The 13,614-nt window shown below is 62.1% G+C and carries 14 protein-coding genes; 3 read left to right on the forward strand and 11 right to left on the reverse strand.

Annotated elements, in window-relative coordinates; all coding sequences use genetic code 11:
- Window positions 1-61: 61 nt before the first annotated feature.
- From HDF16_RS11590 to HDF16_RS11635, 10 genes are all read right to left on the reverse strand, one after another.
- Complete coding sequence (locus HDF16_RS11590; protein ID WP_184216732.1) at window positions 62-850, reverse strand: ABC transporter permease; 789 nt, start codon at window positions 848-850, stop codon at window positions 62-64.
- Entirely contained in the window at window positions 847-1,653 is an 807-nt protein-coding gene (locus HDF16_RS11595; RefSeq protein WP_184216734.1) for an ABC transporter ATP-binding protein, read from the reverse strand. Before HDF16_RS11595 ends, HDF16_RS11590 begins: the two co-directional genes overlap by 4 nt.
- A 114-nt stretch (window positions 1,654-1,767) precedes the next feature.
- Window positions 1,768-3,474: a CocE/NonD family hydrolase gene (locus HDF16_RS11600; protein WP_184216736.1), complete on the reverse strand. Its 1,707-nt coding sequence runs from the start codon at window positions 3,472-3,474 to the stop codon at window positions 1,768-1,770.
- A 166-nt stretch (window positions 3,475-3,640) separates the two neighbouring features.
- Entirely contained in the window at window positions 3,641-4,435 is a 795-nt protein-coding gene (locus HDF16_RS11605; RefSeq protein ID WP_184216738.1) for a creatininase family protein, read from the reverse strand.
- A gap of 83 nt (window positions 4,436-4,518) precedes the next feature.
- On the reverse strand, window positions 4,519-5,907 hold the full coding sequence (locus tag HDF16_RS11610; RefSeq protein WP_184216740.1) for an FAD-binding oxidoreductase: 1,389 nt from the start codon (window positions 5,905-5,907) through the stop codon (window positions 4,519-4,521).
- Window positions 5,904-6,452 carry a nucleoside deaminase gene (locus tag HDF16_RS11615; protein WP_184216742.1) on the reverse strand — a complete coding sequence of 183 codons (549 nt, stop codon included), beginning with the start codon at window positions 6,450-6,452 and terminating at the stop codon, window positions 5,904-5,906. The genes HDF16_RS11610 and HDF16_RS11615 overlap by 4 nt, the downstream gene beginning before the upstream one ends.
- A 103-nt stretch (window positions 6,453-6,555) precedes the next feature.
- Entirely contained in the window at window positions 6,556-7,551 is a 996-nt protein-coding gene (locus HDF16_RS11620) for an ABC transporter substrate-binding protein (protein ID WP_184216744.1), read from the reverse strand.
- Window positions 7,552-7,601: 50 nt separating this feature from the next.
- Window positions 7,602-8,912, reverse strand: a complete 1,311-nt coding sequence (locus tag HDF16_RS11625; RefSeq protein ID WP_184216746.1) for an amidase — start codon at window positions 8,910-8,912, stop codon at window positions 7,602-7,604.
- Window positions 8,905-9,399, reverse strand: a complete 495-nt coding sequence (locus HDF16_RS11630; RefSeq protein WP_184216748.1) for a DUF2165 family protein — start codon at window positions 9,397-9,399, stop codon at window positions 8,905-8,907. The genes HDF16_RS11625 and HDF16_RS11630 overlap by 8 nt, the downstream gene beginning before the upstream one ends.
- A gap of 47 nt (window positions 9,400-9,446) precedes the next feature.
- Window positions 9,447-10,322 carry a cytochrome c gene (locus HDF16_RS11635; protein ID WP_184216750.1) on the reverse strand — a complete coding sequence of 292 codons (876 nt, stop codon included), beginning with the start codon at window positions 10,320-10,322 and terminating at the stop codon, window positions 9,447-9,449.
- A 72-nt stretch (window positions 10,323-10,394) separates the two neighbouring features.
- Here HDF16_RS11635 and HDF16_RS11640 point away from each other — a divergent pair, with 72 nt between their 5' ends.
- The 3 genes from HDF16_RS11640 to hpxZ all read left to right on the forward strand — a co-directional run bounded on the left by HDF16_RS11640 (window position 10,395) and on the right by hpxZ (window position 12,337).
- Window positions 10,395-10,871, forward strand: a complete 477-nt coding sequence (locus HDF16_RS11640; RefSeq protein WP_184216752.1) for a RidA family protein — start codon at window positions 10,395-10,397, stop codon at window positions 10,869-10,871.
- 8 nt (window positions 10,872-10,879) lie between these two features.
- A complete protein-coding gene (locus HDF16_RS11645) occupies window positions 10,880-11,812 on the forward strand; it encodes an acetamidase/formamidase family protein (protein WP_184216754.1) in 933 nt (310 codons plus the stop codon).
- Window positions 11,813-11,953: 141 nt separating this feature from the next.
- A complete protein-coding gene (gene hpxZ / locus HDF16_RS11650) occupies window positions 11,954-12,337 on the forward strand; it encodes an oxalurate catabolism protein HpxZ (protein ID WP_184217488.1) in 384 nt (127 codons plus the stop codon).
- Between the two features lie 113 nt (window positions 12,338-12,450).
- Here the strand turns inward: hpxZ and dgt are convergent, their stop codons facing one another.
- Window positions 12,451-13,593 carry a dGTP triphosphohydrolase gene (dgt, locus tag HDF16_RS11655; protein WP_184216756.1) on the reverse strand — a complete coding sequence of 381 codons (1,143 nt, stop codon included), beginning with the start codon at window positions 13,591-13,593 and terminating at the stop codon, window positions 12,451-12,453.
- Window positions 13,594-13,614 lie beyond the last annotated feature (21 nt).

The raw sequence follows: 13,614 nt of genomic DNA on the forward strand, positions 1-13,614 counted from the left end.
GTTTGTGGCGTTCCCACTCATCACGATGAGACTGCGATGAATGGGGCACAGAGTTGTAAAGCTATTCGACATCGGTGGAGCGGGCGGATTCGTGCCACTCGTGGAGGAAGTACCACTCGAGGCCCATGACGATGAAGAAGAAGGCGAAGCCCAAGGCGGAGGCGGCGAGAACCAAGGCGAAGAGGTACGGGGTCTCGGTTTGGGCGCTGGCGTACTGGATGGCGTAGCCGATGCCTCCCTGGCCTACGCGGGATGAGCCGGCGAAGAGTTCTCCAGTCAGGGCTCCGATGACGGCGATGCCAGAAGAGATGCGGATGCCGGTGAAGATGGACGGCAGGGCGTGGGGCATGCGGAGCTTGAAGAGGATTTGGCCCCGCGAGGCGTTGTGCATGAGGAAGAGGTCGACGAGGTTGCGGTCGATGCTGATGAGGCCGAGCGTGGTGTTCGCAATGATGGGCGCGAGGCAGATGATGAAGGTGATGAGTGTGACGGCGAAGAGGCCGGGGCCGATCCACATGATGATAAGCGGAGCGACGGCAATGATGGGGACCGTCTGCAGCAGGATGGTGTAGGGGTAGAACATCTTCCGGACCCATGGCGACTGCGCAAAGATGAGGGCGATACCGACGCCTGCGATGAGAGCGGTAAAGAGTCCGGCTGCTGCGGCGGCTGCTGAAAGACTGAGAGATGCGAGCAGTTCGGGATAGCGCGCTTCGATTGCTTTCAGCACGTCGAGGGGCGCGGGGAAGATGTAAGGCTTGAGGTTGAAGAGCCATACGATGCCCTGCCAGACGAGAAGGATTCCGGCGAGGATGATGAGGGCCTGGGCGATGGTGCGGAGGGTCTTCATGGGTGGGCCGCGCCCCCCGCATTTACGCTACTGGCGCTGACGCTTCGGAGGGCTCGGGAGATCTCAATGACGGTTTGCTCGTAGGCTGGCGTGGAGCGGGTCTCTTCGTTGCGCGGGAAGGGGAGGTCGATGGCGATGTCGTGGGCGACGCGGCCGGGGTGCGGGGCGAGGACGAGGATGCGGGTGGAGAGGAAGACGGCTTCTGCAACGGAATGAGTTACAAATAGCGAGGTCCAGCCTTGATCAGCACGGAGGCGGAGGAGGTCTTCGTTGATGCGGTCGCGGGTCATCTCGTCGAGGGCGGCGAAGGGCTCGTCGAGGAGAAGGACTTGCGGGCGGGTCGCGAGGGCGCGGGCGATCGATACACGCATCTTCATGCCGCCGGATAGTTGGCGGGGGTAGGAGTCGGCTACGTGGGTGAGGCCGACGAGGTGGAGGACTTCGTTGACCTTTTCTGTGCGGCGGTCGCGGGCCATGCCTTCGAGTTCGAGGCCGAGGACGATGTTTTGGCGGACGGTGCGCCAGGGCAGAAGGGTGGCGTCCTGGAAGATGAAGGAGACGATCTCGCGGGCATTGGCGGGGGTCATGCCGTCGACAGCGATGGTGCCGGAGGTGATGGGGCTTAGGCCGGCGACTAACTTCAGCAACGTCGATTTGCCGCAGCCTGACGGGCCGATAATGCTGACGAACTCTTTTTTTGCGATGTTGAGGGAGATGTCTTTGAGGATGGTCGTGCCGGTGCCGTAGCTCTTGGTGGCGGAGGCTATGGAGATGGCGGGGACGATGATGGTTTCGGTGGTCATGATGGCGTGGCGGCTAAGGGCAAGTGCAAATGCGGGGGTCTCTCCAATGCGCTTCGCTCCGGTCGAGATGACGCGTTCATAGGAAAAAGAATGAAGGTTTGCCCTTAGCGTACCTCAACTAACGATGGGCAGATGAAGAGCTGAGGGAAGTGCAGCGTTGTGGTGGAGGATGTGGGTAGAGCGCTTCCAGTGCCAGGAGTCGGCTTGCGCGGGCTTGATGGAGGTGTGGGGGTTACGGTCGTAGAGCGGGTAGCTGTTGCCGGAGATTTCGAGGCGAAGGCGCTCGCCGGGGGCGAAGACCCAGGATGTGGGTTCGAGGTCAAAGTGCCATTGGTGTGGGGTGTCGGGGGTGTAGTCGGCGAAGAGGTGGGAGCTGCGAGCGATGCCGATGCAGATGAAGTCCGCATCGCCGTTCGGGCGGACGCAGGTTAGTTTGGCGACGAGGTCGGCGTGCGGGGCGGAGGTGCTGGCGTGCAGGGTGACGCTGGGTGTGCCGAAGAGATGTAAAGGCGCGTCGAATGGGGCGGAGGTGTAGACGAGGACGTTGTTGCCTTGCTGGGCAGCTGCTTGGTTGACGCAGCCGCTGGCGGAGGCGATGCCGCCAGGAGCGATGACGGGGACCTCGGGGTCTACGGAGAGGATGTCGGAGGGTTCGTCGCTTGTGGGCGCTTCGGCGCTGAGGGTTCCGTTGCCCTTGCTGGAGTTGGAGCGGCCTTCGCTGTGAAGGGAGAGAGTGAGCGTGCTTTCGGTGGGCCACTCTTTCGCGTGGTGCCACTTGTTTTCGTTCAGGGCGAAGTGCTTGATCTTCGGTTCGGCGGCGAATTCGCCGGAGTCTTTGAGCCAGTGGTTGAACCAGCGGAGGAGGAGATCGTCGGTGTCGAGCAGAGCTTCGGGGCCGAAGTTCTGGGTGCCGATGCGGTTGCCCCACGGGATGTGGACCCAAGGGCCGGCAAGCAGGTACTGGTTGTCGCGGGCGTGGTCGGTGCCAGCTTGGTCGGTGAGAGCGCGGAAGCCGGCGATGGTGCCGTTGAGGTAGGTGTCGTACCAGCCGGAGACGTGGAGGGCGGGGATGGTGATCTTGTCGAGAGAGGTGGTGAGATCCATGCGCGACCAGAACTCACCGGGGGCGTTGTGTTCAATCCAGTCGACGACGTATTTGCTGAGGGCGTTCGCTTTGATTGCGGGATGGGCGGCGTAGGGCGTTTCGAGGAACTGTGCGGGAAGATTGGCCCAGGCGCGCTCGAGGCGCTCGCTGGCTTCGCGGAGATTGAGGCGGCGGGCGTCCTCCTTGAGCATCTGCAGGCCCCAGCCGAGGGTAGAGGCCAGGCGGAGCGCGCCATTGTTGTAGAACCAGCCGTGGAAGAGATCGGTCGCGGCCATGGCAGGTGAGATACAGAGGAGGCCTTCGGGTTGGGCGGCAGCGGCCAGGAGCTGCGTCATCCCTTGATACGAGAAGCCGTACATGCCGACTTTGCCGTTGGACTCGGGCAGGGTGCGGAGCCAGGCGATGGTCTCGGCACCGTCCTGCTTCTCATGCAGGAATGGGTAGAACACGCCTTCCGAGCCGCCGCGGCCGCGGACGTCCTGGATAACGACGTTGTAACCGTGGCTGGCGAACCATGCAGGGTGGGCGTAGACGACGGTGGAGGCGATGTCGCGGCCGTAGGGCTGGCGCATGAGGATGGTCGGGAGCGGGCCGGACGTGTTGGTTGGGGCGTAGTGGTCGGAGAGGAGGGTGACGCCGTCGGAGAGGACGCAGGGGATGGAGCGGCGGAGGGTCACGCCGTTGCCGAGATCGATTATTTTTGTTGGTTCGGTCATGGGATTCTCGCTTGGTTTGCAAACAAACAGGCAACGACGACAGCAGATTCCCTACGGGAATGACAAGCAAGAACAGACAAAGGCGAAATGCGGGGGTCTCTCCACTCCTTATCGCGATACGGCTGCGATGCTTCGGTCGAGATGACGCTTCTTCTTACAATAGCGCTTATGGTTTGTGGTGGTTTTCGTAGGCAAGCATCGCTTCCAGGCAGGCTGCGGCGGCGGTGGCGGCGGCTTCGATCCAACGCTCGCCCTTTTCGGCGGAGGAGGGGTTGGGGTCGCCCATGACGCCGGAGGGGGCGATGTCGCGGGTGAGCCAGGCGAAGGTGGCAGGGGCGAACTCGGGCTTGAGGACGGAGGTTTTGGTTACGTCGGCGATGTAATTGACGGTGTAGGCGCTCGTGTCGACGAGGGCGGGCGTGGCGGCCAGCAGGACGGAGGTCTCGTACTCGCCGGCGTGGAAGCCGTAGGCGCGTTCCTGTGGGGCGATGTCTTCGAACTTCGCGCCGCCGGAGGCTCCCATCTGGAAGGTGCGGAGGCCAAACTCGGCGCGGAGGTCGCGGGCCATCACGTCGTTCAACGCGGTGTTGCCACCGTGGGAGTTGTAGAGGACGAGCTTCTTGAAGCCGGCGGCATGGAGGCTTGCGCCGAGATCGCGGAGAACGGCCATGTAAGTCTGCGCGGAGAGCGCCATGGTGCCGGGGAAGCCGATGTGCTCGTTGCTCTTGCCGTAGCAGACGGGCGGGAGAGCGTAGACGGGGGCTTCGGCTGAGAGCTTGGCGAGGGCTTTGCCGAGGAGGACGTTGTTGATGAGGGTGTCGGTGGCGAGCGGGAGGTGGTGGCCGTGTTGCTCGATGGCTGCGGTTGGGAGGACTAGTAGAGTTTTTTCGCGGTCCAGGGCATCGACTTGCTTCCAGTTGAGGTAAGCGAATTGGCGAGAGTCGGGGATCCAGGTTTGCATTTGTTTTCCTTGCTGAGTTGAACTTGTTCTATCCCACCCATGCGATGAAGCCGCATGGATGGGGCACCCGGAGTGTTGCAAGGTCAGGCGGTGGTCGGCTCTTCGGATTGTGTGCGTTGAAAGGTGGTCATCTTGCCTGGGTTTAGAAGTCCCTTGGGGTCGTACTTGTACTTGGTCTGGAGTTGGACGTTGTCTTCGCGGTAGCGGCCGCCGCCTTCGACATTGTTGACGTGGGGGTTGGCTACGCTGACACCGATGCTGCGGCAGAAGTCGATCATCTCGTTGAGGCGTTCTTCGGTGGTGTAGCGGACGAGCGGGATAGAGCCGGGGATGATGGTGCCCGTGCCGGTCTTCATCCACTCGATGTGGAAGAGGATCTCGTCACCGAAGTTGGCTTTGAGTTGGGCGAACTGGTCGCGGACGGTGGCGGGGTTGAAGCCGCACTGGAGGTAGGTAAAGGCGCTGTCCTGCTTGATGGCCCAGAGGGTGGTGTGGTTCCAGGTGTAGTCGGAAAGCAGAGGCAGCGTGCGGAGGCCGGTGTACGGTGCGGCTAGGGTGATCTCGCCACCGGCTTCCACAGCGGCGGTTTGCAGGGCTTCCAGGTGGGCGGCGGCGATCATGAAGAAGATCAGGGATTTGCCGTCGCGGGTGACCTGCGCGATGGGCGAGAAGCAGGAGGGGATTGGCCACTCGAAGGTGGTGATGAGGCGCTTGGTCCAGGCTTCGGGGACGGCGATGGTTTCGCTGAAGGTGAAGGCTTCGTCGAAGGTGGGGAAGGCGACGACGCACTGGGCCCATTCGACAGCAGGGGTGAGGGCGAGCCAGATGCGGGTGATGATGCCGTTGGTGCCCCAGGAGTGCATGACGTCGTGGACGGCGGTGCCCTCGTGGAGGACGACGCGTGGTGTGGCTTCCATGGTGACGACCTCGATGGCGCGGACGGTCTGGAAGTCGCGGAGGCCGCCGTGGGCGATGGAGCCGATGCCGCCGGAGCCGCCGCCGAGGAAGCCGCCGACGGAGGCTTTGACGACGGTGCTGGGGTAGCAGCGGAGCTCGAAGCCCTGCTCGCGGGCGGCGGCTTCGAGGACGCCGAGGCGGACTCCGGGCTGGCAGATGACTACGCCGTCGGGGGTGATCTCTTCGATGGCGTCCATCTTGATAAGGTCGAGGACGACGCCTCCGTTCAGGGGGATCGCCTGGCCGTAGTTGCCGGTGCCTGCGCCTCTGGCTGTGACGGGGATCTCTTGCTGGTGGCAGTAGGTGAGGACCGCGATGATCTCTTCGACCGAGATGGGCTGGATGGCTACGTCGGCGGTCTTGTCTTCGAGCTGCTTTTTGAGGATGGGGGAGTACCAGTAGAAGTCGCGGGAGAGGCGCTGGACGGTCTGGGCGTTGGTGATGAGGCGTGATGGCTCGGAGAGGCAGGCGGTGAGGGCGGCGATGTCGGATTCAGATAGACGTGGTTCGGTCATGCCTTGCCTTTCTTTGCAGCCTTCTTCAGCGTACGCGGCCCGGACTTCCACTGCTCGAAGACCTTGAGCATGTTGGGGTGGGTGAAGAGGGCGTAGGCTTCATCGCGGAGGAGTGGGCCGTCGACGATGCAGGGCATGTCGCTGCGGGTAGAGACCTCGCGGGCGGGGATTTTGATCTGGTTGCAGTGGCGGTTGGCGTCGTCGATGGTTGCGCCGTAGACGACGCGGTCGAGGCCGGACCAGAGGATGTTTGCCATGCACATCGCGCAGGGCTCGCAGGTGGAGTACATGGTGTAGCCCTTGAGCGAACGGCCCTTGCCCTTCTTTGCAAGCTTCTTGCAGGCCTTGCGGACGGTGCGGAGCTCGGCGTGGGAGCTGGGGTCGTTCTCGGCGGCTACGGCGTTCAGGGCCTTTATCAGCGGCTTGCCGGTGGCGGTCTCGACGATGAGAGCGCCGAAAGGAACAGGTGTTTTCGTGGTCATGGACTTCATGGTGAAGCGGATGACGGAGGCGAGGTAGGTTTCGTCGGTAGGTATTGTTGTCATTGGCTTGGCTCAGTACACGGCTTCGGCTGAAAGGGGCGGACGGTATGGGTGGCGTTAGCAGTCAAGGGGTCCGTCGCTTCGCGAAGCAATGACGGCAAAAAGCTTATTGCGGCAGGTACTGGAGCGTGTAAGCCTTCGATGGCTCAATCGGTGTCGTGATGACCTTGAGGTCGAGCAGCTGGTTGTACATGGTGGCCCAGCGCTGGGTGGTGAACTTGCCGAGCATGTCGCCCGAGGCTAGCTTCGGGTCATCGGGGCCGTCGCCGGTGAGGAAGTGCTGGTCCTTCAGGGCCTGATAGCTGAAGGCCATCTGGCCTTGGCTCATGGCGGGGTTCAGCTTCGTGATCTCGGCGTTGGCGAGGGTGGGGTCGGCGAGGTAGTCGCGCCAGCCCTTGGTAGAGGCCCGGACGAACTTGGCGACGATGTCGGGGTGGTCGTGAAGGAAGCTCTCGGAGGTCTCGTAGACGCGGTACGGGGAGTAGCCGGAGTCGCCTATCGGGAGGGTGCGGACCTTGGCCCCGGCCTTCTCTGCGAAGTAAGGCTCAGAGGTGACGAAGCATTGTTGGATGTAGTTGGGGTCGGAGAGGAAGTTCGCGACGGAGAGGGTAGCGGGGATCTCGCGGGCGTTGTCGAGGTGGTACTTCTTGACCAGATATTGAAACCAGATGGAGCCGGGGAGAACCGCGATGGCGTGGCCGTTGAGGTCGGCGAAGGTCTTGACGGGTGAGTCGGAGTGGACCATGACGCACTGGGGGTCTCGCTGCATGGTGGCGGCGACGGCGACCAGAGGGAGACCCTTTGATACGGAGACCAGCGTCTTGTCGGAGGAGCTCATGCCGAAGTCGGCGTTGCCGCTGGCTACGAGCTGGTCAGCAACGATAGAGGGGCCACCGGGGTTGATGGTGACATCGAGGCCTTCCTGCTTGTAATAGCCCTTGAGGAGGGCAGTGTAGAAGCCGCCGTGCTCGGGCTGGGGGTACCAGTCGGTCTGCAAGGTGACGTGAAAGAGGCCGTTGGCGGGGGCGGGTTTCTTGCAGGACGTGAGAAGGAGGACGACTCCGGTGCAGAGCAGGATGAGTGAGGATGGAACCTTCCGCATCGTGGTGAGGGTCTCCTGGTGAGTGTGGGTGTGATTGCAGGATAGCAGCGTCAAAGAGCTGCCGCGAAGGCTAAGAGTTCCGCGTCTTTCAGGCGAGGCGCGCAGAGTTGCATGCCGGTGCCGAAGTGCTCACCGTGGGATGTAGCGAGAAGTTCGCCGGCGAGGGTGACCGTTGGCAGGCCGGCCATGCTGATGGGGCAGGTGTAGCGGAGGATGCGGGCGCGGGCTCCGCTCTGATCATCGCCGGCGACGAGGCGGCTGACCGGAGCGCAGGGGAGCAAAAGAAAGTCGAAGCGGGTGAAGAGTTCGTCAATGGTTGCGCGGAAGGCTTCGAGGCGCTGGTGGAGGGCTGCGAGTTGGGCTGGGGTGATGGTTTCGCCCCAGGTCAGGCGTTCCGCGATGGAGGGCTCAAACTCTGAGAAATGGCCCCGATGATATCTGGACGCTTCGCTGGCTTGGATAGTGGTGAAGATCTCTTTGCAGTCTTGCCACGTGGTGGTCTCGAAGGTCTCGATGGTGGCGCCGTGTTCGGTGAGGCGATGTTGCCATGCGGTGAAGGCGGCTAGGACATCGGGGTCGCAGTCGTAGAGGAAGTCGGCAGTAGGAATGCCGATTCGTGGGTTGCCAGGGGTAGGAACGCGCGCGATGGCGAAGACGGCTTCGCCAAGGAGCGGGGCGTCGCGGAGGTCATGGAAGAGGAGGCCCAGGGTGTCGAAGGACTCGGCAAGATGAGCGCCGCCTTGCCAGCAGATAGTTTCTGGAAAGAGGCCGAGGGAAGCGCGGTAACCAGCCAGGCCGCAGAGGGCGGCTGGGACGCGGACGGAACCGCCGGTGTCGGTGCCAATGGCGAACATCGCCGAGCCTTCCTGGACGCTGGCTACTGCGCCGGAGGAAGAACCGCCGGTGAGGAGCGACGGGTCGCGGGGCTGGAGGCAATCGCCGTACTCGGGGTTTTCGCCGGTGATGCCGTAGGCGAGGGGGTGGAGATGGGTCTTGCCGGTGATGACGGCACCGGCGGCGAGGAGACGGTCGACGATCCAGGCGTTGGTCAGAGCTGGCGGGTTGTGGGCTTCATAGAACTTTGAGCCGCAGGTGGCAACGGTGCCGATGATGTCGAAGCAGTCTTTTACCGAGACGGGGATGCCGTAGAGCGGCGGGCGGTCATCTGCTTCGGGAAACTTCGCGGGGAGGGCGAGGGCTTCACGAATAGCGAGGGCAGAGTCGCGGTGGAGATAGGTGTTGCCGTTGCCGGGGTGCTTGTCGGCGTTCTTCTGGGCTTCGATCATTACCGTTGCGGGATCGACCTCTCCCGAAGCTATGAGGGCGCGGAGGGCGGCGATAGGAGGGGCAGTATCAGGCATGTTCTTGATCCGGTGTAGTGACGTAGAGAAGGGTGATCCCCAGGATTACGACGAGACGGAAGGCTGGGTCCTGGCCGTTCCAGATCTTGGATTGCCACATGAGATACCACTCGCCGCCGACGGCGATGAAGCCGACGAACCAGAGAACGATGCCGAGGGTGAGCGCGGCGACGGCGGGGGATTTAGCGGCGTTGAAGGTTGCAGCGGGAAGCTTCAACGCACGGAGGAGGCTGATGCCGCCCCACCATGCGATGACGGTGGTGATGGACTCCCACAGGATGACGAAGTCGTATGCGACGTGGTGGAAGGCGGGCGAGTTGATCGCTCGCCACATGCCCTGATTGCCGGGGAAGGTGGTGTCCATCTGGAGGACGTGGCGGACGAACTGGAAGTTCGAGTCGTAGTCCGTGAAGTTATTGAAGACGACGAGCGAGCAGAAGAAGGCGACGCCAAGGACGAGGATGCACTTCGAGAGACGGACCGCCATCGATCTCCTAGAGAGCTGGTTGCTTGCGGGGCTTCGCGTAGAGCGACTCAGGGCGCGAAGGTCTGAAAGTAACGAGTCAGGGCTTTGAGTGTGGCTTGATCATACTTCAGATTGGGGGGCATCTTGGCGTCGGGTTTGAGGGACATGGGATCGTGGACCCAGGTGGCAAAGTAGTCGGGGCGGGACTTCGCGACTTCTGCAAGATGTTGCCAAGTGCGATGGGCCTTCGTGCCTCCGGTCTCGCCGGAGTTGTGGCAGCGAATGCAGTTCTGTTGCGCGATGCGAAAACCGTCGAGGACGGGTGAGCCGGGTGGGAGTTGAGCGGAGTTCGGTGGGGTGATGGAGGTGAAGAGTGAGGTGGAGGGCAATAGTTCGAGGCGAATGATCTCGGCAGGGTGTTGGGCACGCTCGTCTTGATTCAGGACCTGGAAGGAGGGAACGAAGTCCTGGTAGGCGATGAAGTACGGCATGGGATCGTAGGTGTGGTTCTTTCTCGCCCAGGCGTGGGGAGATAACCCGTCGATCGTGAGAACGAGGATGGGATGGTGATCGAGGATGGCCTGGCGGGGGAAGGGAGAGTTATAGCTATCCCGGCAGAGCGCGACTGCAGCGACCCTGGGATCGGACGGATAGATTGCGCGGATGAGAGTGTCAAGATCGACGCCTTTGAGGCGTGCGTGGGAGGTGGGCAGTTCGGGGAAGTTCTCATCCGCCTTGAGGATGGTTGTCTTTTGAGGAAGACCGGCGAGGAAGGCACGAGATAGGAAGATGTTGGATATCGTTTTGCCGCTTGAATCGAGGATAAAGACCTCGAGGTCGGACGGGGAGTGACGATGCGCTGCAGGGGTGGGCCGCCTGTTCTGCTGCCCTGCTGCGACCAGACCAACAGAGAGCGCGAAGATGAGGGCAGCCTGCCGAAGCATGAAAGCAGCCTATCGCGGAAAGCGCCGAAGTGCCTACGATGTTTATTTTTGAGCGTGATAGAGTACGGGGCTATGGAAGAAAAAGCAGGTATAGCTGTTGTCGGAGATGCGGAAGAGAGACTGGCTGCGGCGGGGATCGTATTGCCGGAACTGCCCGCCCCGGGCGGGAATTATCTCTCGGCAAAGACGGTGGGGAAGCTGGTCTATCTGGCTGGGGTGATTTCATCGGATGAAAGTGGAATTGTTACGGGGCAGGTTCTCGCTATCGAAGAAGGGTACCGCGCGGCGCGTCTTTGCGGCTTGACGCAGCTCGCGGTGTTGAAGCGGCATCTGGGATCTCTGAACGCGGTGAAGAGCGTGGTGAGCGTGAATGGATATGTGAACGCGCCGCAGGAGTTTGCGGATTCGCCGAAGGTTGTGAACGGATTTTCGGACCTGTTGGTAAAGGTATTTGGCGACGCGGGACGGCACGTGCGGGCGGCTGTGGGGGTGAACGCGTTGCCCAGGAATGCGATGGTGGAAGTGCAGATGGTGGTGGAGATCTTTTAGGAGCTGGGATGGCGGAGTTTGAGTTGGGGGCGGAGCCTACGCATTCGGTTTGGAATAAGGAACTGGAACCGAGGCTGGAAATTGAAAGTGGCGATACAGTTCACTTCGAGTGCCTGGATGCAAGCGGCGGACAGGTGAAACCGGGGGCGACGGTTCAGGACTTTCTTGGCATCGAACGCGACAGGATTCACGCGCTGACTGGGCCGGTGTATGTGAGGGGATCAGCGGCGGGGGATGTGCTCGAGGTTGAAGTGCTGGAGGTCAGGCACAAGGGTTGGGGATGGACGAGCACCATCGCGGGGCTGGGGTTTCTCGACGAGCGGTTTACTGAGCCGAGTTTGTTTCATTGGGATTTGGATGGCGAGGTGTCGCGGTCGCTGGCTCCGGCGGTGTTGCCGCTGCGGCCTTTTTGCGGCGTGATGGGAGTGGCTCCGGGCGAAGCTGGGGTGTTCAAGACGCGACCGCCGGGAACGTTTGGCGGGAACATGGATGTGCGGGATTTGGTGACGGGATCGACGTTGTATCTGCCGGTGTTCAATGCGGGGGCGTTGTTTTCTTGCGGAGACGCCCATGCGGCACAGGGCGATGGAGAGGTATGCATCAACGGGATCGAATGCCCGGCTGATGTGACACTGCGATTCAAGGTGCATAAGGGAAAGGCGCTGGCGGGGCCGGTGGTGGATGCTCCCTATGTCGCGGTAGACCCGCTGGGTCAGTGGACGGTGGTCGAGTCTTCGCCTGATGCGCTGGGAGCGGCGAAGGCGGCTACCTCACGGATGGTGGACCTGCTGGTAGAAGGGTGGGGTTTCTCGGAGTTGCATGCGTATTTGCTTTGCAGCGTGGCGATGGATCTACGGCTGGCGCAGGTAGTGAATCGGCCGATGGTGACGGTGGCGGCTTCGATTGGTAAGAGTATCTTGCCTGGGCGACGACTGTTTTAGCGACCGTAGCTGAAAGCTAGTGAGTGATGTGGTCAGGGAGCGGGGACGCAGGTCCTTAGACTGCGCCATTCGCGATGGAGCAGCGAATGGCGCCGCTCAGGATGAAGGATTATTCGTTTGAGAGATGGAGGGTTGGTGGCAATGGTGGTGAATGATCCAGCGGTGGTGGCGGAGTTGACGGTGCTCTATCCGAAGTATGAGGAGGCTTTGGTCTCGAATGATGTGGAGACGCTGACGGCGATGTTCTGGCACTCGCCGGAGGTGATGCGGTTTGGGGTGACGGAGAATCTTTACGGGTTTGAGGAGCTGGAGGCGTTTCGCAAGAGCCGGCCATCGGTGGGGCTGGCGCGGACGGTGAAGCGGTTGGATGTAGTGGCGTTTGGAAACGACTATGGGAGCATCACGCTTGAGTTTGATCGGGTGGCTGGGGATGGCCGAGTGATTCGAGGGCGGCAGAGCCAGGTTTGGGTGAGGTTCGAGGTGGGGTGGAGGATTGTCGCGGCGCATGTTTCGTTGTTGCCGTGACGTTTTACGTCCCACCCATCCGCGGTGAGACTGCGTATGGATGGGGCACCCGGGCGGTGGTGGCTCGGCTCAAAGCAAACGCAGATTCCCTTTGGGAATGACAGACGACTTAATCAGCGGCGGATGGCTCGCCGAATGGCTGGGAATTGGAGAAGGATGTACTGGTCGGTCATGCCGGCAATGTAGTCGGCGACGATGCGGGGCAGGCCCTCTTCGACTGATTCGTCGAAGTAGCTTTGGGGCAACTCTTCGGGGTTCTTGATCCAGAAGTTGAAGAGAGCGGTGACGACCTCTTCGGCCTTATTGTGCTCGTTTTCGAGGGCGTCGCAGGTGTAGAGGGTATCGTAGAGGTAGCGCTTTTCCTGGAGACGCTCGGACTCGGCCTGCTGGGAGAAGACGGCGAGGCGGCGGGGATGAAGGCGTATGTCTTCGAGGGACTTCGCGCCGATGGCCTCGGTGTTGCGGCGGGTGGTGGCGATGAGGTCGTCGGTGAGGGCGTGCTGCATGAGTTGAAGGGCTTCGTTGAAGAGGTACTTCTGCTCGACGCCTGCGTGCTGCGCGGCGACCTGCTTGTAGCAGCGGCTGAGGATGTGGACGTGGTCGCAGATGTGGTCGATCTCGAGGAGGCCGGACTCGACGCCGTCGTCGAGATCGGCGGTGAGATAGGCGATCTCGTCGGCGAGGTCAATGATCTGGGCTTCGAGCGGCGGCCGTTCGCCGAGCATATAGGGCTCAAGCAACGGGTGCTCGTTAGGCTTGTAGTCGCGGGAGTGCTTGATGATGCCTTCGCGGACGCCAAGGGTGAGGTTGAGGCCGCGATGGGCGGCGTAACGCTGCTCGAAGTGCTCACAGATGCGAAGGGCGTGGAGGTTGTGGTCGAAGCGGAGGCCGTGCTGCTGCAGGCACTTGTCGAGGGCGCGCTCGCCGGCGTGGCCGAAGGGCGGGTGGCCGATGTCGTGGACCAGGGCGAGGGTCTCGGCGAGGTCTTCGTTGAGGCCTAGGGCGCAGGCTACATCGCGGGCGATCTGGACAACTTCGATGGTGTGGGTGAGGCGGCTGCGGAAGTGGTCGCTGGCGCGGGAGGTGAAGACCTGGGTCTTGCCGGCAAGGCGACGAAAGGCACGGGCTTGTACGACGCGGTCGCGATCGCGCTGGAAAGGGGTGCGGTGCGCGCGTGCGGGGGCCGGATAGACGCGGGTGCTGAGAGGATCGTCGGCGTCGCCGCGGACGGCGGGGAGATGCGGGGTGTCAGTCATCGGGTAGCTGAATGCAGTTTA

It is taken from the genome of Granulicella aggregans (assembly GCF_014203275.1).
GTDB lineage: Bacteria > Acidobacteriota > Terriglobia > Terriglobales > Acidobacteriaceae > Edaphobacter.